Origin of the sequence: Pseudomonas sp. NPDC079367 (assembly GCF_044542195.1) — a bacterium.
Lineage (GTDB): Bacteria > Pseudomonadota > Gammaproteobacteria > Pseudomonadales > Pseudomonadaceae > Aquipseudomonas.
In genome coordinates, this window is record NZ_JBITTW010000030.1 from 1 (window position 1) to 22,808 (window position 22,808).

Sequence of the window (22,808 nt, forward strand, 5' to 3'; positions counted from 1 at the left end):
CGCCAGCTTGGTCATGCGCACTTCGGTGTATCGCATGGCCGCGGCGTTGTCGCCGTCGACCGAACCGAAGTTGCCCTGGCCGTCGACCAGCAGGTAGCGCAGGGAGAAAGGCTGGGCCATACGAACGATGGTGTCGTACACGGCAGTGTCACCGTGCGGGTGATACTTACCGATCACGTCGCCGACGACACGGGCAGATTTCTTGTACGGCTTGTTGTAGTCGTTGCCCAGCTCGCTCATCGCGAACAGTACGCGACGGTGCACGGGCTTGAGGCCATCGCGCGCATCCGGCAGTGCACGGCCGACGATCACGCTCATCGCGTAGTCGAGGTAGGACTGTTTCAGCTCGTCTTCGATATTGACCGGGAGGATTTCTTTGGCCAGTTCGCCCATGAGAAGCCTGATTCCTTTTTCTGGTGAAACTTCGTCATTTCCATGTGGGAGCAACGAAGCTCGTCGGGGCCGGCCGAGTGCCATGCGCCGACTTACGACAAATCAACATTGGATCGCGGATTTGCGCAGTGAAGACAGCTCCGTGGAGCCGCCTCGGAAAACGCCGGATGTTATCACAAAGGCCGCCACGCACCTATCCCCCAGATGCGCATGGAGCATAGTTAGTTGACTGATGACAGGCTTGAGGGGGACGAGAGAGGCTCAGAGCTTCGTTGAATGCAGATTTGTGGCTTGGATTAGCGATGTTTATTGACTTTTAGGGGGACGCACACCTGTAGGAGCTGCCGAAGGCTGCGATCTTTTGATCCTGACCTCTAAAAAGCAAGATCAAAAGATCGCAGCCTTCGGCAGCGCCTACATGAAATATGCCGGAGTCAATGCAGACGCTTGCGGCACATCAGCTGGGCCATTTTCGCGGTGTCCGGGCGTTCGACGATGCCTTTCTCGGTGACGATCGCATCGATGAGGTCAGCAGGCGTTACATCAAACACCGGGTTGAACGCCTCAACGTCCGCACCGACGCGCTTGCCGCCGACTTCCAGCAACTCGGCGCCATCACGCTCTTCGATCGGAATGTCATCGCCGCTGGCCAGGTTCATGTCGATGGTCGAGCTCGGTGCCACCACCATGAAGCGCACGCCGTGGTGCATGGCGTTCACTGCCAGTTGATAGGTGCCGATCTTGTTGGCGACGTCGCCATTGGCAGTAATGCGGTCAGCGCCGACGATCACCCAGGTCACGCCTTTGGTTTTCATGATGTGCGCGGCGGCGGAGTCGGCGTTCAGGGTCACCGGGATGCCTTCGTTGGCCAGCTCCCATGCGGTCAGGCGCGAGCCCTGCAGCCACGGCCGGGTTTCGTCGGCGTAAACGCGCTCGACCATGCCTTCTATATAAGCCGCGCGGATCACGCCCAGCGCGGTGCCGAAACCGCCGGTGGCCAGCGCGCCCGTGTTGCAGTGAGTGAGAATCGCCTGAGCGTTGCCCTGATGCTTGCGAATCAGGTCGACGCCGAGTTGCGCCATGGTCAGGTTGGCTTCGCGATCGCTTTCGTGAATGGCGACGGCTTCGGCTTCCAGCGCCGCCAGCGGATCGGCGTTGCTTTTCAGCCGATCCAGGCGGTCGTGCATGCGCCCCAGCGCCCAGAACAGATTCACCGCGGTCGGACGGGAATCGGCCAGCAAGGCGAAATCCTCTTCCAGCGCCGCGTACCAGTCGCCGCCCTCGGCAATCCGCGCTCGCGCCGCGAGGACGATGCCGTACGCTGCGCTGATGCCGATGGCCGGCGCGCCACGCACGACCATCGAGCGAATCGCCTCGGCCACGCCGGCGGCGCTGGTGTAGGCGATCCAGGTTTCCTCGAACGGCAAAATACGCTGATCCAGCAGGTGCAGCGCGCCATCACGCCAATCGATGGCCTTTACTTTCTCCGCAGCCAACAGTCGATCGCGCATCCCACACCCCGCACTCATGAACAAAAGCCGCCGATTATAGCGATCCCCCCGCGAAGACGCTCGGGTATACTTCGCCATCCTTTACAAAAGCACTGGAACCGACCCTCGATGCCGAAACCTGCCATTGCGCTCGACCTGTTATTGCTGCCGACCTGGCTGGTCCCCGTCGAACCTGCAGGCGTGGTACTCAAGGACCACGGTCTGGGCATCCGTGATGGTTGCATCGTGTTTATCGGCCCGCGCGCCGAAGCGCTGAAGTGTAACGCGACTGAAATCCGTGAATTGCCGGATGTGCTGCTCGCCCCCGGCCTGATCAACGCCCATGGCCACGCGGCGATGACGCTGTTCCGTGGCCTGGCCGATGACCTGCCGTTGATGACCTGGCTGGAAAATCATATCTGGCCGGCCGAGGGCAAATGGGTCGATGAAGCGTTCGTCCGTGACGGCACCGATCTGGCCATCGCCGAGCAGATCAAGGGCGGGATCACCTGTTTCTCGGACATGTACTTCTTCCCGAAAGTCGCCAGCGAGCGCGTGCACAACAGCGGCATCCGCGCGCAAATCGCCATTCCGATTCTCGATTTCCCGATCCCCGGCGCCAGCAGCGCCGACGAAGCCATTCGTCAGGGCGTCGAGCTGTTCGGCGATCTCAAGCACCACGAGCGCATCAAGATCACTTTCGGTCCTCATGCACCCTACACCGTCGGTGATGAGAACCTTGAGAAAATCAGGGTGATCGCCGAGGAGCTGGACGCCGCGATCCACATGCACGTGCACGAGACCGCTTTCGAAGTGCAGCAGGCCGTGGAGCAAACCGGCGAGCGGCCACTGGCGCGCCTCGCTCGTCTTGGCCTGCTCGGCCCGCGCTTCCAGGCCGTGCACATGACCCAGATCAGCGATGACGACCTGGCGCTGCTGGTAGAAAGCAACAGCAGCGTGATCCACTGCCCGGAATCCAATCTCAAACTGGCCAGCGGCTTCTGCCCGGTCGAGCGTTTGTGGCAGGCTGGGGTCAATGTGGCCGTCGGTACCGATGGCGCGGCGAGTAACAATGATCTTGATCTGCTCGGCGAAACCCGCACCGCCGCCCTGCTGGCCAAAGCTGTCGCCGGTTCCGCCACCGCGCTGGACGCCCATCGCGCCTTGCGCATGGCCACCCTCAATGGCGCGCGTGCGCTGGGGATCGAGGCGCAGGTCGGCTCGCTGGAGATCGGCAAAGCCGCGGACATCGTCGCCTTCGACCTGTCCGGCCTGGCGCAGCAACCGGTGTATGACCCGGTGTCGCAGCTGATCTACGCCACCGGTCGCGATTGCGTGAAACATTTGTGGGTCGCCGGCAAGCAACTGCTCGACGACCGACGCCTGACCCGCATGGACGAACAACAGCTGGGCGAGACCGCCCGCCACTGGGGCCAGCGCATCAGCGGCCACACCGAATCGTAAACACCGCGGCGCAATATTCGCGGCTACAGCCCTTTTCAGGTTTTTCGAGGAATTGAACATGAGCAACGTCGACCACGCCGAAATCGCCAAATTCGAGGCCCTGGCCCATCGCTGGTGGGACCGCGAAAGCGAATTCAAGCCGCTGCACGACATCAACCCGCTGCGCGTCAACTGGATTGACGAACGGGTCAATCTGGCCGGCAAGAAAGTCCTCGACGTCGGCTGCGGCGGCGGCATCCTCAGCGAGGCCATGGCTCAGCGCGGCGCCACGGTGATGGGTATCGACATGGGCGAAGCGCCGCTGGCGGTTGCACAACTGCATCAGCTGGAATCCGGGGTCAGCGTCGAATATCGCCAGATCACCGCCGAAGCCCTCGCCGAAGAAATGCCCGAGCAGTTCGACGTCGTAACCTGCCTGGAAATGCTCGAGCACGTGCCGGATCCATCCTCGGTGATCCGCGCCTGCTTCCGCATGGTCAAGCCGGGCGGCCAGGTGTTCTTCTCGACCATCAACCGCAACCCGAAGGCGTACCTGTTCGCAATCATCGGCGCCGAATACATCATGAAGCTGCTGCCGCGCGGCACTCACGATTTCAAGAAGTTCATCCGCCCGTCCGAGCTCGGCGCCTGGAGCCGCATGGCCGGCCTGACCGTCAAGGACATCATCGGCCTGACCTACAACCCGCTGACCAAACACTACAAGCTGGCCAACGATGTTGACGTCAACTACATGATCCAGACCCTGCGCGAGGAATAAGCCGATGGCCATCAGAGCGGTACTTTTCGACATGGACGGCACGCTGCTCGACACCGCGCCGGACTTCATCGCCATCTGCCAGGCGATGCGCGCCGATCGTGGTTTGCCGCCGATCAACGACAAGCATATCCGCGACGAGATTTCCGGCGGCGCCAAGGCGATGGTTGCAGTGACGTTCTCGATGGACCCGGAATCGCCAGGCTTCGAAGAGCTGCGCCTGGAGTTTCTAGAGCGTTATCTGGTCGGTTGCGCGGTGCACAGCAAATTGTTCGACGGCATGGGCGAACTGCTCGCCGATATCGAGAAAGCCAACCTGATCTGGGGCGTGGTCACCAACAAACCGGTGCGTTTCGCCGAGCCGATCATGCAACGCCTGGGGCTGGCCGAGCGTTCGGCGCTGCTGATCTGCCCCGATCACGTGAAGAACAGCAAGCCGGATCCGGAGCCATTGATCCTCGCGTGCAAGATGCTTGATCTGGATCCGTCGACGGTACTGTTTATCGGCGATGATCTGCGCGATATCGAGTCGGGTCGCGACGCCGGCACCAAGACCGCTGCGGTGACCTACGGCTACATTCACCCCGACGACAACCCACGGCATTGGGGCGCGGACGTGGTGGTGGATCATCCGCTGGAGTTGCGCAAGGTGCTCGACAGCGCGCTGTGCAGCTGCTGATCAAAATCAAAAGGACTATGAGGGTTTTATGTTTGATTACACCGCTCGCCCTGAACTGCTGAAGGATCGGGTCATTCTGGTTACCGGTGCCGGGCGCGGCATCGGCGCGGCTGCGGCGAAAACCTATGCTGCTCACGGCGCGACCGTGTTGCTGCTGGGCAAGACCGAAGCCAACCTGACCGAGGTCTACGACGAAATCGAGGCCGCCGGCCATCCACAACCGGCGGTGATACCGTTCAACCTCGAGACCGCCCTGCCCCATCAGTACGATGAGCTGGCAGCGATGATCGAAACCGAGTTCGGCCACCTCGATGGCCTGTTGCACAACGCTTCGATCATCGGTCCGCGCACGCCAATCGAACAGCTCTCCGGCGAAAACTTCATGCGCGTGATGCAGGTCAACGTCAACGCAATGTTCATGCTGACCAGCACCCTGCTGCCACTGCTCAAGCTCTCGCAGGACGCCTCGGTGGTATTCACTTCCAGCAGCGTCGGGCGCAAGGGTCGTGCGTACTGGGGCGCGTATGGTGTGTCGAAGTTTGCCACCGAAGGCCTGATGCAAACCCTTGCCGACGAAGTCGAAGGCGTGGCGCCGGTGCGTTCCAACAGCATCAACCCCGGCGGCACCCGCACCAGCATGCGCGCTCAGGCGTATCCGGGGGAAAACCCGCTGAACAACCCGACGCCGCAGGAGATCATGCCGGTCTATCTGTACCTGATGGGCCCCGACAGTGCGGGCGTTAACGGCCAGGCTTTCAACGCCCAATAACGCCATACGTCGCATTTGTTGCCGCGGCAGAATGCTGTCGCGGCAAGTCATTGTTGATCATTAGCTTCGCGCCGCCGCCAATTATCCAGCGCGGCAGTTCCGCAGCCGCCAGCAAGTCATTGATTCGAAAAGCTTTAAATAAAATCGAACCGAATGGCACGTGTTTCGCTCTAAATTCCCTCAAAACATGCCGTGTGATGGCCATGGGGCAACGCCGATTTCGATAGCTGACTGATCGTCTTGCGGCAGACTAAACTTACGCCAAACGTCCTACGGGACTGATGGATCAGTACGACGCGCAGCCCATAGCCGCTCTCACCCAGCCTGTAAGACAGACTTACTGCTTAGGGGCTCACGCCATATGAAATCGCCTTCCCAGACCCATGCAATTGACTTTGACAGTGCCAAATTGCAGCGCCTGGGCTTCGGTCAACTGCCGGCGCGGATCGAGCGCCCGACCAGCCTGGCGCAACTTCGTCAGCAAATGAGCCTGCAGCTGCAAACCAGCCTTGAGCCACAACGCATCCTTGGCCTGTTCTTTCGTGAAATCCAACGCCTGGTGCCGCTGGATGCCCTCAGCTATGTGCATCAGGCCAGTGACCTGCGTCTGGAGTTCGGCACGCGCGGCCATCATCCGGTCAGCTACACCCTGAGCCACGAAGGTGAGCACATGGGCGAGCTGGTGTTTCGCCGCAATCAGCGTTTTAACGACAAGGAACAGGGCGAACTCGAGTCACTGCTGTCCTGCTTGCTGTACCCGATGCGCAACGCCCTGCTCTATCGCGCCGCAACCCAAAGCGCTTTGCGCGATCCTCTGACCGGCGCCGGCAACCGCGTGGCCATGGAGCAGACCTTGCAGCGCGAGATCGACATGTCGCGCCGGCATGCGCAGCCGCTGTCAGTGCTGATGCTCGACATCGACCACTTCAAACGGGTCAATGACGAACACGGTCATGGCGCTGGTGATGATGTGCTCAAAGCTATTGCAGCATCGATCAAGGCGCAGCTGCGCAACGTCGACATGGTGTTTCGTTATGGTGGCGAGGAGTTTCTGATCCTGCTCTCCAACACCGGACGAGAAGCGGCGGCGATGGTCGGTGAGCGTTTGCGCCAGGCGACGCAGTCAGAGGAATATTTTGCCGATGGCCGATTGATCGAGATCACCGTAAGCCTGGGATGCTCGACGCTGTTGCCGGGCGAGTCGGCGGACAGTTTGCTGCGCCGGGCCGACAGTGCGCTCTATGTTGCAAAGCGCGAGGGGCGTAATCGGCTGGCAATGGCTGGCTGAAAATAATCGTGGGAGCGGGCTTGCTCGCGAATGCGGTCTGCCAGACAACGAATCCGTTGAATGACCTTACGCATCCGCGAGCAAGCCCGCTCCCACATTTGCTACATGTTTTTCCTGAGATCAGCTTTCGACGACGGTCCTGCGCTCGCGGTTGACCACCAGCCGCTCCGAGGCCTCAAGCTGCATGCACCGCTCCAGAAACAGGTACATATAGTCATAGCTCTTGCAGATCGCCTGCCGCAGCTCGGCCTGCAAAGCCTTGCTCGGATTCATGCCGGCCAGGGTGCAGATGATTTCCAGCGCTTCCCACGGATGGGCATCGTCGTACTGGGCATGCATCTTCAGCCATTTCATTGCGCGCTTGCGATCCTCTTCCGGGAACGCCGCCGCGTAGACGCCGGTCGAGCAGACCACCGCAGACCACTCCCCGGTCGCGCCCTCGATCGCATAGTTGGTCGCGGCAATCGCCACGATTAACGGATCCGCCGAGCTGGTGTGCCAGCACCAGTGACTCAGCGCGTGCAACTCGGGCGGCACTTGCTGGGCCTGGAGATCTTCGAGGCTGACGCCATGGGCGCGGCTCCAGTGCATCCAGTAATCGGCATGGTTGAGTTCGACGCGGATGTTGCGCATCAGCCAGCGCCGCGCCATGTCTTCGCCGGGATGGCGGGCGAAGCGGGTCTTGGTGAGGTTCTGCGCCATGTACAAGGCAAACTGCTCGACGACCGGCCAGCCCCCGATCAGGTACTGGCGCATGGTTTTCGCGCTGAGTTTGTTGTCCCGCATGCGCTGATAAAGTTCATGTTCGACAACCCGGCGCTTGCTCTCGCTGCAGTCCTGAATGAGCTGTTGTGCCCAGACAGGATAACTTGCAGCTTCCATGAGGGGTCCGGTTCGGTTGAATGTGTCGATCACTGTTCGGCTCCTTTTGATTTGTGATGGCAAGGATCGGCGAGAGACTTCAACGGAACGTGCCAGGCGCTTTGAACAACAACGGCTGCGGTCTGGCAGGGCGACTTTGCAAACTGTCACAGGTAAACAACTGCGGACGCTCGATAACATAACCCTGAGCGTAATCCACACCTATTTCAAGCAATGCCTGTTCGATCTGGTTAGTTTCAACAAACTCGGCAATTGTCTGCTTACCCATGACGTGGCCGATGTGATTGATCACCTCGACCATTGCCCGATTAATCGGGTCGTCCAGCATATCCTTTACGAAACTCCCGTCGATCTTCAGGAAGTCTACAGGCAAATGTTTCAAGTAAGCGAATGAAGACATTCCGGCACAAAAGTCATCTAAGGAAAAGTGACAACCTAAACCTTTGAGTTCATTGATAAAACGGATTGCGCTGCCTAGATTCGCGATTGCACTGGTTTCGGTAATTTCAAAACAAATCATTTCAGGCGGTATAGCGTAGTTAACGAACTGGTCCCTGAGGAAGTGCAAAAAGTCGTCATCTCCGATAGTAATGCCTGACAGATTAATCGCACACATGGCTAAAGGAAGTTCATGTTCCTGCTCAATACACTGAGCAATAACCTTGAAAACGTTCTGCACTACCCAGCGATCTAACTGAGTCATCAAACCGTACCGTTCCGCCGCCGGGATAAAGCTGTCAGGCAAAATCATCCGCCCGGACTCATCATGCAAACGCAGGAGGATCTCGATGTGTCCGGCCTCGCCGGGTTGCGGTTTTAGCGGCGCGATCTGCTGGGCATACAGGCAGAAGCGGTTTTCCTCCAGCGCCATGTGCAGGCGCTGCACCCAGGCCATTTCACCGAAGCGCATGGAAAGTTCGGAATCGTCGGCGTGGTAGACCTGGACGCGGTTGCGTCCCTTTTCCTTGGCCATGTAGCAAGCCATGTCCGCCGCACGCAACGAGGCCTCGAGGGTGGTTGGATTCTGCGCCACATGCACCAGACCGATACTGACCGTGGTCAGGAACGGCCGCCCTTTCCAGACAAAATGCAGGTTCTGCACCGTCTGACGCAGGCTCTCGGCAATCTTCTCCGCGACCTCCGGCGGGCAGTTCTCCAGCAGGATACCGAACTCATCGCCACCCAGCCGCGCCAAGGTGTCGCCCTCGCGCAGGCCCGATTGCAACAGCGTGCAGATATGCCGCAACAGCTCGTCGCCTGCCGCATGGCCGCAGGTGTCGTTGACCAGTTTGAACTGGTCGAGATCGAGGAACATCAGCGCATGCCGCCCGGGCTGGCGAGTGAGGTTGTGCAACGCCTGTTCGAGGCGGTATTCGAATTCGCGACGGTTGGCCAGCCCGGTCAGCGCATCGTGGGTCGCCTGCCAGGACAGATTGGCGATGTATTGCCGCTCCTGCGTCATGTCATGCAGCACCAGCACCGTGCCGCTGACATTGCCGGCGTTGCGGATCGGTGCACCGACCAGAGTCACCGACAGGGTGCTGCCATCCAGACGCTGGATCAGCTTGGAATGTTCGCTACCACCGCTGAGCTGGCCGCTGAGAATGTGCTCGATCAGCGTCAGCCCTTCGGTCTGGGCGTTTTCGTCAAGCAGGTTGAACAGCGCCGACAACGGCAGGCCCGCCGCCTGCTCGGCCTTCCAGTGAGTCATGGCTTCGGCGGCCGGGTTCATGTAGTCGATCGCGCCGTTGACGTCGGTAGTGATTACGCCATCACCGATCGACTGCAGGGTGATGTGTGCGCGATCCTTCTCAAGTTGCAGTGCCTGGGCAAATTCATGACGCTGCCTGAGCAGTTTGTGCGTGCGCCACAGCGCCAGCACGATCAGGCCCAGCGCAGTGGCCAGGTTGGTAAACAGCAACAGGCGCATGATCACCCGCGAGCCTTCGCCCAAGGCATCGCTGAAGGCTTTCGCCGCTGGGGTCACGGCATCGTTGATGGCAAATATCTGCACTTTCCAGCGCTGCACATCGCCGGGGCTGGCCTGGTTGCGGGCAATGTCTTGATGCATCTCCTGCGCGACTTCGTGCAGTCGGTCGAGGTAGGCATCGCCGATTGTCCAGCGATCAATCGCGGTTTCGAGATAACTGAAGTGGCGAAAATTCAGGTACAGCCAGATCAGGCTGGAGACGTCGTCGGGGTGATTGCCACCCTGCAGAATGCCTTCGCGCGCCGCTTGCAGATCCGGCGGCTGACGATCGAGCGCCAGACGCAATTGGTGACCGCCCTGAGGCACGGCAATTGCCGTCAGGTATTTGCGGTAGATCGCCTCGTCACGGCTGTCGGCGTAGAGATTGAGGTAATAGATGGCATCCTTCTGGCCCTTGGACCACAGGCTTTCGCCGGCCACGTAGCCACGCACGGCCGAGAGCACGTAAAGGCTCACGCCCCCCAGTAATGCCTGGAACACCACGACAGCAATAAAGGGCCAGACGATACCCAACAACCGTGGTGTTCCCAGAGTCTGCTTTTGCTTCATGAGATTCCTTGCATGAGCACTGCCCGCTCGCCTTCCGGGCGAATTCGCTATGACGAGACTAGGTGGGGTTCTCGTTCAAGGCAAGGCGCGGCGTTACACCGCACGCAGAACCTCTGACAGGTCGGCGAGGGTTTCGATCAGTGCTGTTGCAAGTTGCCGTAAAGCTTGGCGTAGAGACCGCCGTCGGCGATCAGTTGGCGATGATCGCCGTCCTCGGCGATCTGCCCGCCGTCGAACACCAGCACCCGGTCCGCCTGTTTCACCGCCGACAGGCGATGGGCGATGATCAGTGTGGTGCGGCCGTTGAGAAACTTCGCCATCGCTTGATGCAGGTTGTACTCGGTAGCGGCATCGAGGGCCGAAGTGGCTTCGTCGAGAATCACCACTTTCGGCTCGGCGAGAATCATCCGTGCGATCGCCAGACGTTGGCGCTGGCCGCCGGACAAACGCACGCCGGAACGCCCGACGATGCTGTCGAGGCCGTCGGGCAGCGCGCGGATGGTCGCGGCCATTTGCGCGATTTCCAACGCCTGCCAGCAGGCTTCGTCGCTGCGCATCCTGCCCATGGTCAGGTTGGCACGCACGCTGTCGTTGAACAGCGCCGGATGCTGCAAGACCACGGCGACATTCTCGCGCACCGTCTCCAGACCGATCTCCTGCTGGGTCGATCCGCCGAAGCGAATGCTCCCGGCCGCTGGCGTGTACAGCCCCAAGAGCAACTGCACCAAAGTACTTTTGCCACCGCCGCTGGCGCCGACGATCGCGACTTTTTCACCCGGCAGGATCGACAGGTTCATTTGATCCAGCACCAGTTCATCGCCATAACCGAAGCTCAGGCCTTGCACCTCGATGCCGACGGTGTCGCGCCCCTTGAATGGATCAACGCCACCGGGATACTGCGGCTCGTCGGCGCGCGCCAGCAGTTCGTTGATCCGCGTCAGCGCACCGCCCGCCGCGTAATAGGCGTATTGCAGATTGAGCAGCTGTTCGACCGGGCCGATCATGAACCACAGGTAACTGAACACCGCGAGCATCTGCCCGATCGACAGGTCGGAAAACAATACGGTGAGCATCGCTGCGGCACGAAAGATGTCGATGCCGAACTGGAACAACAAACCACTGGCGCGGTTCGAGGCGTCGGTTTTCCACTGCGAGTTGACGGCGTAATTGCGCACTTCCTGCGCGCGCAAACCGAGGCGCCCGAGGAAATAGCCCTGGCGATTGCCGGCGCGCACTTCCTGAATCGCATCGAGCGTTTCGCTCAGCGCCTGAGTAAAGCGTGAGGTGCTGTCGTTCTCGAGTTTCTTCAGGTGTTTGACCCGTTTGCCCAACTGCACCGTGGCGTAGATCACCAACGGGTTGAACAGCAGAATCAGCAGCGCCAGCTTCCAGTGCATCCACATCAAAATGCTCGCGGTGCCGACCAGCGTGAGCATGGCCACGAGGAAACGGCTGAGGGTTTCTCCGACGAATTTGTCGAGGGTATCCAGATCGGTGACCAGATGCGTGGTCACCGTGCCGCTGCCCAGGCTTTCGTATTCGCCAAGGGAAATGCGCTTGAGCCGTTCGATCAGACTCACGCGGATGCGGTAGACGATATCCTTGGCCAGCCGCGCAAACAGCCGCGACTGCAACACACCAAAACACAGAGCGCTGCAGCGCAAGGTGAGGGTCACCACCAGCATCAAGCCGATATAACCCGCCGCCTGCTGCCACATGCTCGGCAGGAAGTGGTTCATGACTTTCAGTGCGGCATCGCCGTGGCCAAGCAGGACTTCGTCCACCAGCAACGGCAGTAGCAATGGAATCGGCACACTGCACAGCGTCGCCAGCACGGCCACGCCATTGGCGATCCACAGGGATTTTTTGTGATGCAGTGCCAGACGCCGGACTTCAGCCCAGCTCAGCCGGTCGACACGCTCTACGGCTGGCGTGTCATCGGCAAGGTCAGACACAGGCCGCACGCTCCAGCCAGCGGCCGAGCAACGGCGACAGCTCGCTGAGCGGTTGATAGCCATTGGTCAGCAGCGCCAGTTGCCCGTTGCGCTCGGCCAGCAGGGTCGGGAAACCGGCGATGCCCAGATCCTGCACCCACGTGAAGTCGGCCTGGGTCGCCTTGTGCTGATCGGCATGATCGAACAACGCGGCGAACTCGATACGCGGCACCCCGGCCTGCTCCGCCAGTTCGACCAGCACGCTGGCCTGGGTGACATCGCGACCCTCTGCGTAAAACGCCTGCTGGATCAGCCCGACCAATGTCCAGGCGCAATCCGGCGCCAGACTGCGCGCGGTAACGATGGCGCGACAGGCAGGCTCGGTGTCGTAGACAAAACCGTCGGGCAGCGCACCGTCAAGTTTGAACGGCTGGCCGGTGGCCTCGGTGACGGCTTGCCAGTGCTCAAGAATGTAACGCCGGGTGGTCGGCTCCAGCGCCGAGCCGCTGCCGGTGCGCAGACCGCCAACCACCAGATGCAGCTCGACCCCGGCTGCCTGCGCCTGCTCGACCAGTGCCTTGGCCACCGGAGCAAAACCCCAGCACCATGAACACATCGGATCCATCACATAGAGCAGGCGCGCAGACATGGTTAAGCCTCGGTGGATGCTTGCTTATAGTTGTAGCCGATCGGGTGCGGCTGGTTGCGCGCCTTGGCCAGTTCGATCTGCTTTTGCCGATCAATGGCGCTGCGCCGGGTTTTCTCGCTGAGCTTGTCCCAGCAGTGCGGGCAACTGATGCCGGCGACGTAGTGCTCGGAGGCGCGATCTTCAACGCTGACCGGGGTGCGGCAGGCATGACATTGATCGTAGTCGCCTTCCGTCAGGTCGTGACGCACGGTCACGCGGTTGTCGAAGACGAAGCAGTCGCCGCGCCACTTGGTTTCTTCCTGCGGCACCTCTTCGAGGTACTTCAGGATGCCGCCCTTGAGGTGGTAAACCTCTTCGAAACCTTCGCCGAGCATGTAGCTCGAGGCTTTCTCGCAGCGGATGCCGCCGGTGCAGAACATCGCGACCTTCTTGTGCACGGCCGGGTCGAAGTGTTCTTTGATGTAGTCGGGAAACTCGCGAAAACTGGTGGTTTTCGGATCGATGGCGCCTTCGAAGGTGCCGATCGACACTTCGTAATCGTTGCGCGTGTCGATCAGCAGCACTTCCGGGTCGCTGATCAGCGCGTTCCAGTCCTGCGGCTCAACGTAGGTGCCGACCTTCTTGTTCGGGTCAACGCCTTCGACGCCAAGGGTGACGATCTCTTTCTTCAGCTTGACCTTGGTGCGGTAGAACGGCTGCTCATCGCAGTACGATTCCTTGTGATCGATGTCGATCATGCGCGGATCGTTTTTCAGCCAGGCGAGCAGGCCGTCGATGCCTTCGCGGGTGCCGGAAACGGTGCCGTTGATGCCTTCTTCAGCAATCAGCAGGGTGCCTTTGATGCCGTTGTCGACCATCGCTTGCAGCAGGGGCTCGCGCAGGTCAACGTAATCTTCGAGGGTGACGAACTTGTACAGTGCCGCCACGACAATCGGTTGTGTCATGGGTATTTCTCCAGGTGGCTACCCTCGCAAAGGGTGAACCGGATTCAAAAAAAACGCGCCGGCTAAGCGGCGCGTTGCGGATTCTAGCAAAAAACCGAAGCTTAATGCTTGCTGCCGCCAGCACAGGTCGGCGACGCCGGAGCGCCATCGATCTCTGCCCATTCCTGCGGGGTGTAGGTGTGCAGCGCCAACGCATGGAACTCGCCCATCAACTCGCCGAGCGTACCGTAGACCTTCTGGTGGCGCTTGACCCGGTTCAGGCCTTCGAACTGCGCGCTGACCACCACCGCCTTGTAGTGGGTCTGTAACCCGCGACTGTGCATGTGGCTTTCGTCCAGCACTTGCAGGTGCTCAGGCTGTAACAGGGCCAGCGTCGATTCGATGCGTTGTTGCATGGTCATCACGAACTCCGCTTACTTCTTCTTGGCCGGCGCAGCGGCGCCTTTCGGGTCCAGCTCTTTGGTCATGTCGTCGAGCAGCTTGTTGACCACCGGCACTGCGCTTTCCAGCTTGCCCTGGGTCATCTGCGCCGACTGCTGGGTCAGCTGCGGCATTTTTTCGAGGACTTTCTTGCCCAGTGGCGATTTGTAGAAAGCAACCAGATCTTTCAGCTCGGATTCGCTGAAGTTGCTGGTGTAGAGCTTGACCATGTCGGGCTTGAGCTTGTTCCAGCCGATGGCCTGGTCCAGCGCGGCGTTGGCCTTGGCCTGGTAGGTTTCGAGCACGGCTTTCTTCGACTCCGGGGCTTTGGTCTGTTCAAAGCGCTGGGCGAACATTTGCTGCACTTGCATGTACACCGGGGTGCCCAGCTTGTCAGCGTGAGCCAGCGTCAGGAAAGCTTCGGCACTGGCGTTGTGGCTGGCGGTATCGGCAAGCACCTGGCCGCTGGCGCAAACCAGTGCAACCGCGGTACAGATGGCGCGAAGACGAGTCATCGAGTTTCCTTTAAGCAAAGCGAGGTCGAACCCCAAGGGCGACCATTCTGCGCCTAACAATCGCTGTGGCTCAACCCCCGACCCTTGCCACGCTTGATTGGCGGGGTTTTGCGGTCAACAATCGAGCCGATGGAACCACCCGGGCCGACACCGGCCTAAATTGCGCCAACAGACCAACAGGAGTGTGCACGATGAGCCGTATCGAAACCGACAGCCTGGGCCAGATCGAAGTCCCGGACGACGCTTACTGGGGTGCTCAGACGCAACGCTCGCTGATCAACTTCGCCATTGGTCAGGAACGCATGCCGCTGCCGGTGCTGCATGCCCTGGCGCTGATCAAGAAAGCCGCCGCGCGGGTCAACGACCGCAACGGCGATCTGCCGGCCGACATTGCCCGCCTGATCGAACAGGCCGCCGATGAAGTCCTCGCCGGCGAACATGACGAGCAGTTCCCGCTGGTGGTCTGGCAGACCGGCAGCGGCACCCAGAGCAACATGAACGTCAACGAAGTGATCGCCGGTCGTGCCAACGAACTGGCCGGCAACCCGCGCGGCGGCAAATCCCCGGTGCACCCGAACGATCACGTCAACCGCTCGCAAAGCTCCAATGACTGCTTCCCCACCGCCATGAGCATTGCCACCGCCAAAGCGGTGCAGGAACAACTGCTGCCGGCGATTGCCGAGTTGTCCGGCGGCCTCGCTGAACTGGCGGCGCGGCACATGAAACTGGTCAAGACCGGACGCACGCACATGATGGACGCGACGCCGATCACCTTCGGTCAGGAGCTGTCCGGCTTCATCGCGCAACTGGATTACGCCGAGCGTGCGATTCGCGCCGCGCTGCCGGCGGTCTGCGAGCTGGCTCAGGGCGGCACCGCAGTCGGTACCGGGCTGAACTCGCCACACGGTTTCGGTGAGGCGATTGCCGCCGAGCTCGCTGCGCTGTCTGGCTTGCCGTTCGTCACCGCGCCGAACAAGTTCGCCGCGCTGGCCGGCCATGAGCCGCTGGTGACCCTGTCCGGTGCGCTGAAAACCCTCGCCGTGGCCTTGATGAAGATTGCCAACGACCTGCGTCTGTTGGGCTCAGGTCCCCGTGCCGGTTTCGCCGAAGTGAAGCTGCCGGCGAACGAGCCGGGCAGCTCGATCATGCCCGGCAAGGTCAACCCGACTCAGTGCGAAGCGTTGTCGATGCTCGCCTGTCAGGTGCTCGGCAACGACGTGGCGATCGGTTTTGCTGCCAGCCAGGGGCATTTGCAGTTGAACGTGTTCAAACCGGTGATCATTCATAATCTGCTGCAATCGATCCGTTTGCTGGGCGATGGCTGCAGCAACTTCCAGCAGCACTGCATTGCCGGGCTCGAGCCGGATGCCGAAGCGATGGCCCAACATTTGGAACGTGGGCTGATGCTGGTGACTGCGCTCAACCCGCACATCGGTTACGACAAGTCGGCAGAGATCGCCAAGAAGGCCTACAGCGAAGGGCTGACCTTGCGTGAGGCGGCGTTGCAGCTGGGTTATCTGACTGATGAAGAGTTCGATGCGTGGGTGCGGCCGGAGAACATGATCGAGGCGGGTGCCAAGGGCTGAAGCAAAAGATCGCAGCCTTCGGCAGCTCCTACAGGGAAACGCATTCCAATTGTAGGAGCTGCCGCAGGCTGCGATCTTTTGATCTTCAGGCCATACGCATCCGCCGCGCCCTGAGCCCGGCAATCAACGATGGCCCCAACGCGACCAGTGCCGAACCCAGCACCACCAGCACCGCCCCGCCATATCCCAGCGCATTGATCTGCTCGGCATGCACAAACTCGGGCCAGACCCGCGCCGCGATTGCCACAGCCACAAACGTCACCAGCGGCGTGATCGCCAGTGTTGCGCTGACCCGCGATGCTTCCCAATGTGCCAGTGCTTCGGCGAATGCGCCGTAGGCGATCAAGGTATTCATGCAGCACGCCAACAGCAGCCAACCCTGCAACGGGCTGAGGTTCAGCGCTTCGAGCGGATGCACCCACGGCGTCAGCAACAGCGCGCAGAACAGGTAGATCACCATCATTACCTGCAATGAATTCCACACCGTGAGCAATTGCTTCTGCCCCAGCGCATAAAAGGTCCAGACCGTCGATGCCAGCAAGACCAACAACACGCCGGCAGTGTAATCGGACAGCGAGGTCAACAGCTCGGCCAGGCGCTGGTTGAAGAACAGGCCAAAGCCGATCAGCAACACCAGCAAGCCGATGCCCTGGCCGATGCTGAAGCGTTCCTTGAACACGAACAGACTGGCGATCAACAACATGATCGGGCCCATCTGCACCACCAGTTGCGCGGTGCCGGGGCTGAGCAGGTTGAGGCCCATCAGGTACAGCACGTAATTGCCGACCAGCCCGAGCACCGCCATCAGCACCAGCCAGCCGCCCTTGGGGCCCAGCACTTTGCGACTCGGCAGGCGTTTGACCGAAGCCAGATAGATGAACAGGCAGCCACCGGACACCGTCAGGCGAAACCAGGTCACCGTCACCGGGTCCATCACCTGCAGCACCTGTTTGAGCTTGATCGGCAGGATGCCCCACAGAAACGCGGTCAGCAGCGCCAGGAACAGTCCGTATACCCAGCGCCCCGATGAAATGTGCATGCGAACCCCAAAAGCCTGCTGACAAGAACACTCATTCTAGGCGCCCGACCGCGTGCAACACAGGGACAGTTGCCGGCAGGCCGCGAATGAAACTGTGCAGGTCGCAGCCGTAAACCGACGCTTCGCCGTTGATCGGCCGGGCAGGCGCACCAAGTGCTTCAGGCATAAGCTGGTTGCAGACTTTCGAACGCATTGATCAGGGAGACCGACATGTACGCCATGCGCGCCGAGGACAGCGCCCCCGCCACTCGTTTTCGCAGCGACCGCGTGTGTAGGGTCAATGGCGAGCTGTATTTCAGCACCCGGGAAAATACTCTTGAGGGGCCGTTTGACAGTCAGGTTATAGAGAAGGAAATTCAGGCTTATATAGCGCGGATGCAGCGGCAGGACTCCAGGCGCTGAACCGAGGTGATTCCTTCGCGAGCAAGCCCGCTCCCACCGGGGAATGCGATCACCTGTGGGAGCGGGCTTGCTCGCGAAGAGGTCTGTTCAGGCAACCGATCCTTTATCGAACCGCCTCAAACAACCCACTCGCCCCCATCCCGCCGCCCACACACATGGTGACGATGCCGTAGCGCAAATGGCGTCGCTGCAATTCCCGGATCAAATGCCCGACCTGGCGCGAGCCGGTCATGCCGAACGGGTGGCCGATGGAAATCGAACCGCCGTTGACGTTGTACTTTTCGTTATCGATCTCCAGTCGATCGCGGCTGTACAGGCACTGCGAAGCGAACGCCTCGTTCAACTCCCACAGATCGATATCCGCCACCTGCAAACCTTTGGCCTTGAGCAGTTTCGGCACCGAGAACACCGGGCCGATACCCATTTCGTCCGGCTCGCAACCGGCCACAGTGAAGCCCCGGAAAAATGCTTTCGGCTTGAGCCCCAATTCCAGGGCTTTATCCAGGCTCATCACCAGTGTCATCGAGGCGCCGTCGGACAGCTGCGATGAATTGCCTGCCGTCACCGAGCCATCTTCGGCGAAGACCGGTTTCAATCCGGCCAGGCTTTCGTAGGTGGTGTCCGGACGGTTGCAGTCGTCGCGCTCGACCACGTCATCGAGAATCTGCACTTCGCCGCTGTTCTTGTCCTCGACGCGGTATTTCACCGCCATCGGCACGATTTCATCATCGAACAGACCGGCCGCCTGAGCGTGAGCCGTGCGAATCTGGCTTTGCAGTGCATAGCGATCCTGCGCCTCGCGGCTGACCCCGTAACGTCGTGCCACCACTTCGGCGGTCTGGCCCATGGTGAAGTAGATGCCGGGGGTCTGTTGCTGGAGCAATGGGTTGATCAGGTGATCGGTGTTGACGCTTTTCAGGGTCAGGCTGATCGACTCGACGCCGCCGGCGACGATGATGTCGCTGCAACCGGAGGCGATCTGATTAGCGGCAATCGCAATCGCCTGCAAACCCGACGAGCAGAAACGGTTGAGGGTCATGCCGGCGGTGCCGGTGCCCAGACGCGAGAGCACCGCGACGTTGCGGCCGATGTTGTAACCCTGCGCGCCTTCGTTGGAGCCGGCGCCGACGATGCAGTCCTCGACGCTCGCCGGGTCGATATCGTTGCGTGTCAGCAGCGCATTGACGCAGTGGGCCGCCATGTCATCGGGGCGGGTCTGGTTGAACTTGCCGCGAAAGGATTTGGCCAGGCCGGTCCGCACGCTGTCGACGATCACCACTTCACGCATGGCATACCTCATTGTTGTTGTCGGTTGAAAGTGGGCCTGAGCATAAGTCCACCTTCTTGCCGACCGCGAGGATCATTCACCCGGCGTATGCGCGGCCATCGCTTCAGTCCTTGTGCTTCCTGGCCTTTTTGTCGGATTTCTCGAATGCGTCTTCCAGCGCACGGTTGATCGTGCGCAGCACTTTTACCCGTGCCCAGCGCTTGTCGTTGGCCTCGACCAGCGTCCACGGCGCGATTTCGGTGCTGGTGCGGTCGACCATGTCGCCCACCGCTCTACGATAGTCGTCCCACTTTTCCCGATTGCGCCAGTCGTCCTCGGTGATCTTGAAGCGCTTGAAGGAGATCTCTTCGCGCTCCTGAAAGCGCTCCATCTGGGTGTCTTTATCGATGGCCAGCCAGAACTTCACGACAATCACGCCGGCGTCGGCCAGTTGCTCTTCAAAGTCATTGATCTCGCCGTAAGCGCGCAGCCAGTCCGCCGGTTTGCAAAAACCCTCGATCCGCTCGACCAGTACGCGGCCGTACCAAGAGCGATCGAACACGGTGAACTTGCCGCGCGCCGGCAGGTGCCGCCAGAACCGCCACAGATACGGGTGCGCGCGTTCTTCTTCGGTCGGCGCAGCGATCGGGACGATGCTGTATTGACGCGGGTCGAGCGCCGCTGCAACGCGCCGGATCGCGCCGCCCTTGCCCGCCGCGTCATTGCCTTCGAACACCGCGATCAGCGCATGGCGGCGCATGCGTTTATCGCGCATCAATCCGGACAGGCGCGCTTGCTCGGTGATCAGTTGTTCTTCGTAATCCTTCTTGTCCAGACGCTGGCTGAGGTCGAGGCTGTCGAGCAGGTTCAACTGATCGACCGGCGTACCCAGCGGCGCGGCACTGACCTGGCGCGGATTGACCTCGGCCCGTTCGAGCGCACTTTGCAGCCCTTCAAGGAGAATCTTGCCCACCGCCAGGCTGCGGTAGTTGGCGTCGGCGCCTTCGATGATGTGCCACGGCGCGTAATCGCGGCTGGTGCGGCGCAATACGCGTTCGCCGTATTTGACGAACTTGTCGTAGGTCTGCGATTGCTGCCAGTCCAGCGGACTGATGCGCCAGCTGTGCAGCGGGTCGTCAGCCAACGACTTGAGCCGTGCTTTCATCTGCTTCTTGGACAGGTGAAACCAGAACTTGAAAATCAGCGCGCCTTCATCGCAGAGCATTTTTTCCAGACGCTCGGCACCGGCGATGGCCTGATCCAGACGCGGATCCTTGAACAGCCCATGGACCCTGCCCTGCAACATCTGGCTGTACCAGTTGCCGAAGAAAATCCCCATGCGCCCCTTGGCCGGCAGCATGCGCCAGTAGCGCCACGCCGGTGGCCGCGCGAGTTCTTCATCGGTTTGCTGGTCGAAGGTGCGTACTTCGATCAGGCGCGGATCCATCCATTCATTGAGCAGTTTGACCGTCTCGCCCTTGCCCGCACCTTCGATGCCGTTGATCAGGATGATCACCGGAAAGCGCTTCTGCTGCTGCAACTCGAACTGCGCTTCCAGCAAGGCTTCACGCAGCGCAGGAACCGCCGCCTCATAGGTGTCTTTGTCGATGGCGTGACCGATTTCAGCGGATTCAAACATGGGACGGCTCCTTCCAGGGTTCAGCAAGACTAGCGGATTGGGCACGGACGCGGCGCATAAATTCCCTGCGTGCAACTATTGTTCCCGAGCGGTCGACGCTGGACCTTGCGCTGGATCAGGCAGCCCCCGCGCGATCGGCTAGAATGGCCGCCTTGTGTTCGCCGAGCCTGCCATGAAAGCCGAAATCCCCCACGCCCAACTTGACTGGGATGACCACGGACGCCCACGTTCGCGGGTGTTCGATGACGTGTATTTTTCCGACCAGTCGGGGCTGGAGGAAACTCGCTATGTGTTCCTCGAACAGAACCGTCTGGCCGAGCGTTTCGCTGCGCTGCCGGCGGATGGGCGTCTGGTCATTGGCGAAACCGGTTTTGGCACCGGGTTGAATTTTCTTTGCGCCTGGCAGTTGTTCGAGCAACACGCGGTGGCGGGCGCACGTCTGCATTTTGTCAGCGTCGAGAAATACCCGCTGGCGCCTGCGGACCTGCACCGGGCCTTGGCCCTGTGGCCGCAACTCAAATCCCTGGCCGATCAACTACTCAAGCACTATGTGGCGATTCATCAAGGCTTTCAGCGCATCACGCTGGCCGGCGGTCGCGTGACGCTGACCCTGCTGATTGGCGATGCACTGGCGCAACTGCCACAACTCGACGCGCAGATCGACGCGTGGTTTCTCGACGGTTTCGCCCCGGCGAAAAACCCCGACATGTGGACCGCTGAGCTGTTCGTCGAGCTGGCGCGTCTGGCCGCACCGGGGTCGACTATCAGCACGTTCACCAGCACCGGTTGGGTCCGGCGTTTGCTCAACGCGGCCGGATTCAAGATGAAGCGCACGCCGGGCATCGGCCATAAATGGGAAATCCTGCGTGGCGAATTTCTCGGCTGGCCCGCCGAGGTGGCTGCGCCAGAGCCGGCCAAACCCTGGTTCGCCCGCCCTGCGCCGCTAAGCGGTGAACGCCGGGCGCTGGTGATCGGCGCCGGCCTGGCCGGTTGCGCAACGGCGTCGAGTCTGGCGGCGCGCGGCTGGCAGGTGAGCCTGCTGGAACGTCACGCGGCCGTCGCGCAAGAAGCTTCAGGCAATCCGCAAGGCGTGCTTTATCTCAAGCTTTCCGCCCATGGCACCGCGTTGTCGCAGTTGATCGTCAGCGGTTTCGGTTACACCCGGCGCCTGCTGGAAACCCTGCAACGCGGCAGCGACTGGGACGACTGTGGCGTGCTGCAACTGGCGTTCAATGCCAAGGAAGCCGAACGTCACGCGCAACTGGCGGCAGCGTTCCCCGAAGATCTTTTGCAGTGGCTGGAACAGCCAGAAGCGCAGGCCCGCGCCGGTGTTGGCGTGGCCCATGGCGGTTTGTTCTATCCCGAGGGCGGCTGGGTGCATCCGCCGGCGCTGTGTCAGGCCCAGGCGATGCACACCCATATCGAACTGCTCAGCCATCACGACGCCCTGCAGCTGCGCAAAGTCGCAGACCAGTGGCAAGCCTTCGACGGCGAACGTTTACTCGCCAGCGCACCGGTTGTAGTGCTGGCCGGGGCTGCCGAAATCAAACGTTTTGCCCAGAGCGCCGAATTGCCGCTCAAGCGCATTCGCGGGCAAATCACGCGTCTGGTTGAAACCGCAGAAAGCCAAGCCTTGGCCACGGTGGTGTGCGCCGAAGGCTACGTCGCTCCGGCGCGCTTGGGCGAGCACACGCTGGGCGCGAGTTTCGACTTCAACAGCGACGATCTGACGCCCACGACTGCCGAGCATCAAGGCAACCTGGCCATGCTGGAAGAGATCTCCGGCGATCTCGCCGCCCGTTTGCACATTGATCAACAGTCGGTCGACGGCCTTGAGGGGCGCGCCGCGTTTCGCTGTACCAGCCCTGATTACCTGCCGATTGTCGGCCCGCTCGCTGATCTGCAAAGCTTCAATCAAACCTACGCGGCATTAAGCAAGGATGCCCGGCAGGTGCCGGACAGCCCTTGCCCATGGCTTGACGGCTTGTATGTCAACAGCGGCCACGGCTCGCGCGGACTGATCACCGCGCCGCTGTCCGGTGAACTGCTCGCCGCGTGGCTGGACAACGAGCCGCTGCCGCTGCCGCGCAGCGTGGCCGAAGCCTGCCACCCCAACCGATTTGCCTTGCGCAAACTGATTCGCGGCAAGTGAATA

General features: G+C 60.9%; 22 protein-coding genes. 8 read left to right on the forward strand and 14 right to left on the reverse strand.

The features are described 5' to 3' along the window. On the reverse strand, positions 1-393 hold a 393-nt coding region (locus ACIGDJ_RS20285), incomplete at its 3' end, for a DNA gyrase subunit A (RefSeq protein WP_397504601.1). Positions 394-827: 434 nt separating this feature from the next. Then, positions 828-1,904, reverse strand: coding sequence for an S-methyl-5-thioribose-1-phosphate isomerase (mtnA, locus tag ACIGDJ_RS20290; RefSeq protein ID WP_039760044.1), 1,077 nt, complete (start codon positions 1,902-1,904; stop codon positions 828-830). 108 nt (positions 1,905-2,012) lie between these two features. On the opposite strand from mtnA, the gene ACIGDJ_RS20295 reads away from it, so the two are divergent. The 4 genes from ACIGDJ_RS20295 to ACIGDJ_RS20310 are packed head-to-tail and all read left to right on the forward strand — an operon-like array spanning position 2,013 to position 5,549. Then, on the forward strand, positions 2,013-3,347 hold the full coding sequence (locus ACIGDJ_RS20295; protein ID WP_101155388.1) for a TRZ/ATZ family hydrolase: 1,335 nt from the start codon (positions 2,013-2,015) through the stop codon (positions 3,345-3,347). Between the two features lie 58 nt (positions 3,348-3,405). Then, positions 3,406-4,104 carry a bifunctional 2-polyprenyl-6-hydroxyphenol methylase/3-demethylubiquinol 3-O-methyltransferase UbiG gene (gene ubiG, locus ACIGDJ_RS20300; protein ID WP_007908399.1) on the forward strand — a complete coding sequence of 233 codons (699 nt, stop codon included), beginning with the start codon at positions 3,406-3,408 and terminating at the stop codon, positions 4,102-4,104. A gap of 4 nt (positions 4,105-4,108) precedes the next feature. Further along, positions 4,109-4,780 (forward strand): N-acetylmuramic acid 6-phosphate phosphatase MupP, encoded by a 672-nt coding sequence (gene mupP, locus ACIGDJ_RS20305; RefSeq protein ID WP_016770929.1) that lies wholly within the window; start codon positions 4,109-4,111, stop codon positions 4,778-4,780. A 28-nt stretch (positions 4,781-4,808) separates the two neighbouring features. Continuing rightward, entirely contained in the window at positions 4,809-5,549 is a 741-nt protein-coding gene (locus tag ACIGDJ_RS20310; RefSeq protein ID WP_101155386.1) for a YciK family oxidoreductase, read from the forward strand. On the opposite strand, the gene ACIGDJ_RS20315 is transcribed toward ACIGDJ_RS20310, so the two are convergent. Beyond that, a complete protein-coding gene (locus ACIGDJ_RS20315; protein WP_157830849.1) occupies positions 5,536-5,754 on the reverse strand; it encodes a hypothetical protein in 219 nt (72 codons plus the stop codon). The genes ACIGDJ_RS20310 and ACIGDJ_RS20315 overlap by 14 nt on opposite strands. A gap of 156 nt (positions 5,755-5,910) precedes the next feature. Between ACIGDJ_RS20315 and ACIGDJ_RS20320 the strand changes: the two genes are divergently transcribed. Continuing rightward, complete coding sequence (locus ACIGDJ_RS20320; protein WP_101155384.1) at positions 5,911-6,837, forward strand: GGDEF domain-containing protein; 927 nt, start codon at positions 5,911-5,913, stop codon at positions 6,835-6,837. Positions 6,838-6,957: 120 nt separating this feature from the next. On the opposite strand, the gene ACIGDJ_RS20325 is transcribed toward ACIGDJ_RS20320, so the two are convergent. The 7 genes from ACIGDJ_RS20325 to ACIGDJ_RS20355 all read right to left on the reverse strand — a co-directional run bounded on the left by ACIGDJ_RS20325 (position 6,958) and on the right by ACIGDJ_RS20355 (position 14,720). Then, positions 6,958-7,719: a TenA family transcriptional regulator gene (locus ACIGDJ_RS20325; protein WP_371918361.1), complete on the reverse strand. Its 762-nt coding sequence runs from the start codon at positions 7,717-7,719 to the stop codon at positions 6,958-6,960. Between the two features lie 79 nt (positions 7,720-7,798). Next, positions 7,799-10,258, reverse strand: coding sequence for an EAL domain-containing protein (locus ACIGDJ_RS20330; RefSeq protein ID WP_312999876.1), 2,460 nt, complete (start codon positions 10,256-10,258; stop codon positions 7,799-7,801). Between the two features lie 137 nt (positions 10,259-10,395). Further along, positions 10,396-12,213 (reverse strand): ABC transporter ATP-binding protein, encoded by a 1,818-nt coding sequence (locus ACIGDJ_RS20335; protein ID WP_397479495.1) that lies wholly within the window; start codon positions 12,211-12,213, stop codon positions 10,396-10,398. Beyond that, positions 12,206-12,808 carry a DsbA family protein gene (locus ACIGDJ_RS20340; protein WP_178081144.1) on the reverse strand — a complete coding sequence of 201 codons (603 nt, stop codon included), beginning with the start codon at positions 12,806-12,808 and terminating at the stop codon, positions 12,206-12,208. The genes ACIGDJ_RS20335 and ACIGDJ_RS20340 overlap by 8 nt, the downstream gene beginning before the upstream one ends. Before the next feature lie 35 nt (positions 12,809-12,843). Beyond that, positions 12,844-13,785: a rhodanese-related sulfurtransferase gene (locus ACIGDJ_RS20345; RefSeq protein ID WP_101156384.1), complete on the reverse strand. Its 942-nt coding sequence runs from the start codon at positions 13,783-13,785 to the stop codon at positions 12,844-12,846. A gap of 101 nt (positions 13,786-13,886) precedes the next feature. Further along, positions 13,887-14,186: a BolA family transcriptional regulator gene (locus ACIGDJ_RS20350; protein ID WP_101156381.1), complete on the reverse strand. Its 300-nt coding sequence runs from the start codon at positions 14,184-14,186 to the stop codon at positions 13,887-13,889. A 12-nt stretch (positions 14,187-14,198) separates the two neighbouring features. Then, the gene (locus ACIGDJ_RS20355) at positions 14,199-14,720 is read right to left on the reverse strand and encodes a DUF2059 domain-containing protein (protein ID WP_101156378.1); all 522 of its coding nucleotides are present in this window, start codon (positions 14,718-14,720) and stop codon (positions 14,199-14,201) included. Positions 14,721-14,911: 191 nt separating this feature from the next. Between ACIGDJ_RS20355 and ACIGDJ_RS20360 the strand changes: the two genes are divergently transcribed. Next, positions 14,912-16,306 carry a class II fumarate hydratase gene (locus tag ACIGDJ_RS20360; RefSeq protein ID WP_101156376.1) on the forward strand — a complete coding sequence of 465 codons (1,395 nt, stop codon included), beginning with the start codon at positions 14,912-14,914 and terminating at the stop codon, positions 16,304-16,306. Positions 16,307-16,391: 85 nt separating this feature from the next. Here the strand turns inward: ACIGDJ_RS20360 and ACIGDJ_RS20365 are convergent, their stop codons facing one another. After that, positions 16,392-17,345, reverse strand: coding sequence for a DMT family transporter (locus ACIGDJ_RS20365; RefSeq protein ID WP_101156374.1), 954 nt, complete (start codon positions 17,343-17,345; stop codon positions 16,392-16,394). A 31-nt stretch (positions 17,346-17,376) separates the two neighbouring features. Continuing rightward, positions 17,377-17,511, reverse strand: coding sequence for a hypothetical protein (locus ACIGDJ_RS20370; RefSeq protein WP_256589679.1), 135 nt, complete (start codon positions 17,509-17,511; stop codon positions 17,377-17,379). Between the two features lie 44 nt (positions 17,512-17,555). Here ACIGDJ_RS20370 and ACIGDJ_RS20375 point away from each other — a divergent pair, with 44 nt between their 5' ends. After that, positions 17,556-17,747: a DUF6316 family protein gene (locus ACIGDJ_RS20375; protein ID WP_101156371.1), complete on the forward strand. Its 192-nt coding sequence runs from the start codon at positions 17,556-17,558 to the stop codon at positions 17,745-17,747. Positions 17,748-17,850: 103 nt separating this feature from the next. On the opposite strand, the gene ACIGDJ_RS20380 is transcribed toward ACIGDJ_RS20375, so the two are convergent. Both ACIGDJ_RS20380 and pap read right to left on the reverse strand, forming a co-directional pair. Further along, positions 17,851-19,035 (reverse strand): thiolase family protein, encoded by a 1,185-nt coding sequence (locus ACIGDJ_RS20380; protein ID WP_312999873.1) that lies wholly within the window; start codon positions 19,033-19,035, stop codon positions 17,851-17,853. A 103-nt stretch (positions 19,036-19,138) separates the two neighbouring features. Beyond that, on the reverse strand, positions 19,139-20,653 hold the full coding sequence (pap, locus tag ACIGDJ_RS20385) for a polyphosphate:AMP phosphotransferase (RefSeq protein WP_101156366.1): 1,515 nt from the start codon (positions 20,651-20,653) through the stop codon (positions 19,139-19,141). A gap of 172 nt (positions 20,654-20,825) precedes the next feature. Between pap and mnmC the strand changes: the two genes are divergently transcribed. Then, positions 20,826-22,805 carry a bifunctional tRNA (5-methylaminomethyl-2-thiouridine)(34)-methyltransferase MnmD/FAD-dependent 5-carboxymethylaminomethyl-2-thiouridine(34) oxidoreductase MnmC gene (mnmC, locus tag ACIGDJ_RS20390; RefSeq protein WP_397479494.1) on the forward strand — a complete coding sequence of 660 codons (1,980 nt, stop codon included), beginning with the start codon at positions 20,826-20,828 and terminating at the stop codon, positions 22,803-22,805. Positions 22,806-22,808 lie beyond the last annotated feature (3 nt).

What these genes read in the sequence shown, in the direction of transcription:
- ACIGDJ_RS20295 (WP_101155388.1), top strand. Translation starts at nt 2,013, where the DNA reads ATGCCGAAACCTGCCATTGCGCTCGACCTGTTATTGCTGCCGACCTGG.
- ACIGDJ_RS20310 (WP_101155386.1), top strand. Translation starts at nt 4,809, where the DNA reads ATGTTTGATTACACCGCTCGCCCTGAACTGCTGAAGGATCGGGTCATT.
- ACIGDJ_RS20355 (WP_101156378.1), bottom strand. Translation starts at nt 14,720, where the DNA reads ATGACTCGTCTTCGCGCCATCTGTACCGCGGTTGCACTGGTTTGCGCC.
- ACIGDJ_RS20345 (WP_101156384.1), bottom strand. Translation starts at nt 13,785, where the DNA reads ATGACACAACCGATTGTCGTGGCGGCACTGTACAAGTTCGTCACCCTC.
- ACIGDJ_RS20360 (WP_101156376.1), top strand. Translation starts at nt 14,912, where the DNA reads ATGAGCCGTATCGAAACCGACAGCCTGGGCCAGATCGAAGTCCCGGAC.
- ubiG (WP_007908399.1), top strand. Translation starts at nt 3,406, where the DNA reads ATGAGCAACGTCGACCACGCCGAAATCGCCAAATTCGAGGCCCTGGCC.
- ACIGDJ_RS20320 (WP_101155384.1), top strand. Translation starts at nt 5,911, where the DNA reads ATGAAATCGCCTTCCCAGACCCATGCAATTGACTTTGACAGTGCCAAA.
- ACIGDJ_RS20325 (WP_371918361.1), bottom strand. Translation starts at nt 7,719, where the DNA reads ATGGAAGCTGCAAGTTATCCTGTCTGGGCACAACAGCTCATTCAGGAC.
- ACIGDJ_RS20370 (WP_256589679.1), bottom strand. Translation starts at nt 17,511, where the DNA reads ATGCCTGAAGCACTTGGTGCGCCTGCCCGGCCGATCAACGGCGAAGCG.
- ACIGDJ_RS20375 (WP_101156371.1), top strand. Translation starts at nt 17,556, where the DNA reads ATGTACGCCATGCGCGCCGAGGACAGCGCCCCCGCCACTCGTTTTCGC.
- ACIGDJ_RS20315 (WP_157830849.1), bottom strand. Translation starts at nt 5,754, where the DNA reads ATGGCCATCACACGGCATGTTTTGAGGGAATTTAGAGCGAAACACGTG.
- mtnA (WP_039760044.1), bottom strand. Translation starts at nt 1,904, where the DNA reads ATGCGCGATCGACTGTTGGCTGCGGAGAAAGTAAAGGCCATCGATTGG.
- ACIGDJ_RS20340 (WP_178081144.1), bottom strand. Translation starts at nt 12,808, where the DNA reads ATGTGTTCATGGTGCTGGGGTTTTGCTCCGGTGGCCAAGGCACTGGTC.
- ACIGDJ_RS20330 (WP_312999876.1), bottom strand. Translation starts at nt 10,258, where the DNA reads ATGAAGCAAAAGCAGACTCTGGGAACACCACGGTTGTTGGGTATCGTC.
- mupP (WP_016770929.1), top strand. Translation starts at nt 4,109, where the DNA reads ATGGCCATCAGAGCGGTACTTTTCGACATGGACGGCACGCTGCTCGAC.
- ACIGDJ_RS20380 (WP_312999873.1), bottom strand. Translation starts at nt 19,035, where the DNA reads ATGCGTGAAGTGGTGATCGTCGACAGCGTGCGGACCGGCCTGGCCAAA.
- ACIGDJ_RS20350 (WP_101156381.1), bottom strand. Translation starts at nt 14,186, where the DNA reads ATGACCATGCAACAACGCATCGAATCGACGCTGGCCCTGTTACAGCCT.
- ACIGDJ_RS20365 (WP_101156374.1), bottom strand. Translation starts at nt 17,345, where the DNA reads ATGCACATTTCATCGGGGCGCTGGGTATACGGACTGTTCCTGGCGCTG.
- pap (WP_101156366.1), bottom strand. Translation starts at nt 20,653, where the DNA reads ATGTTTGAATCCGCTGAAATCGGTCACGCCATCGACAAAGACACCTAT.
- mnmC (WP_397479494.1), top strand. Translation starts at nt 20,826, where the DNA reads ATGAAAGCCGAAATCCCCCACGCCCAACTTGACTGGGATGACCACGGA.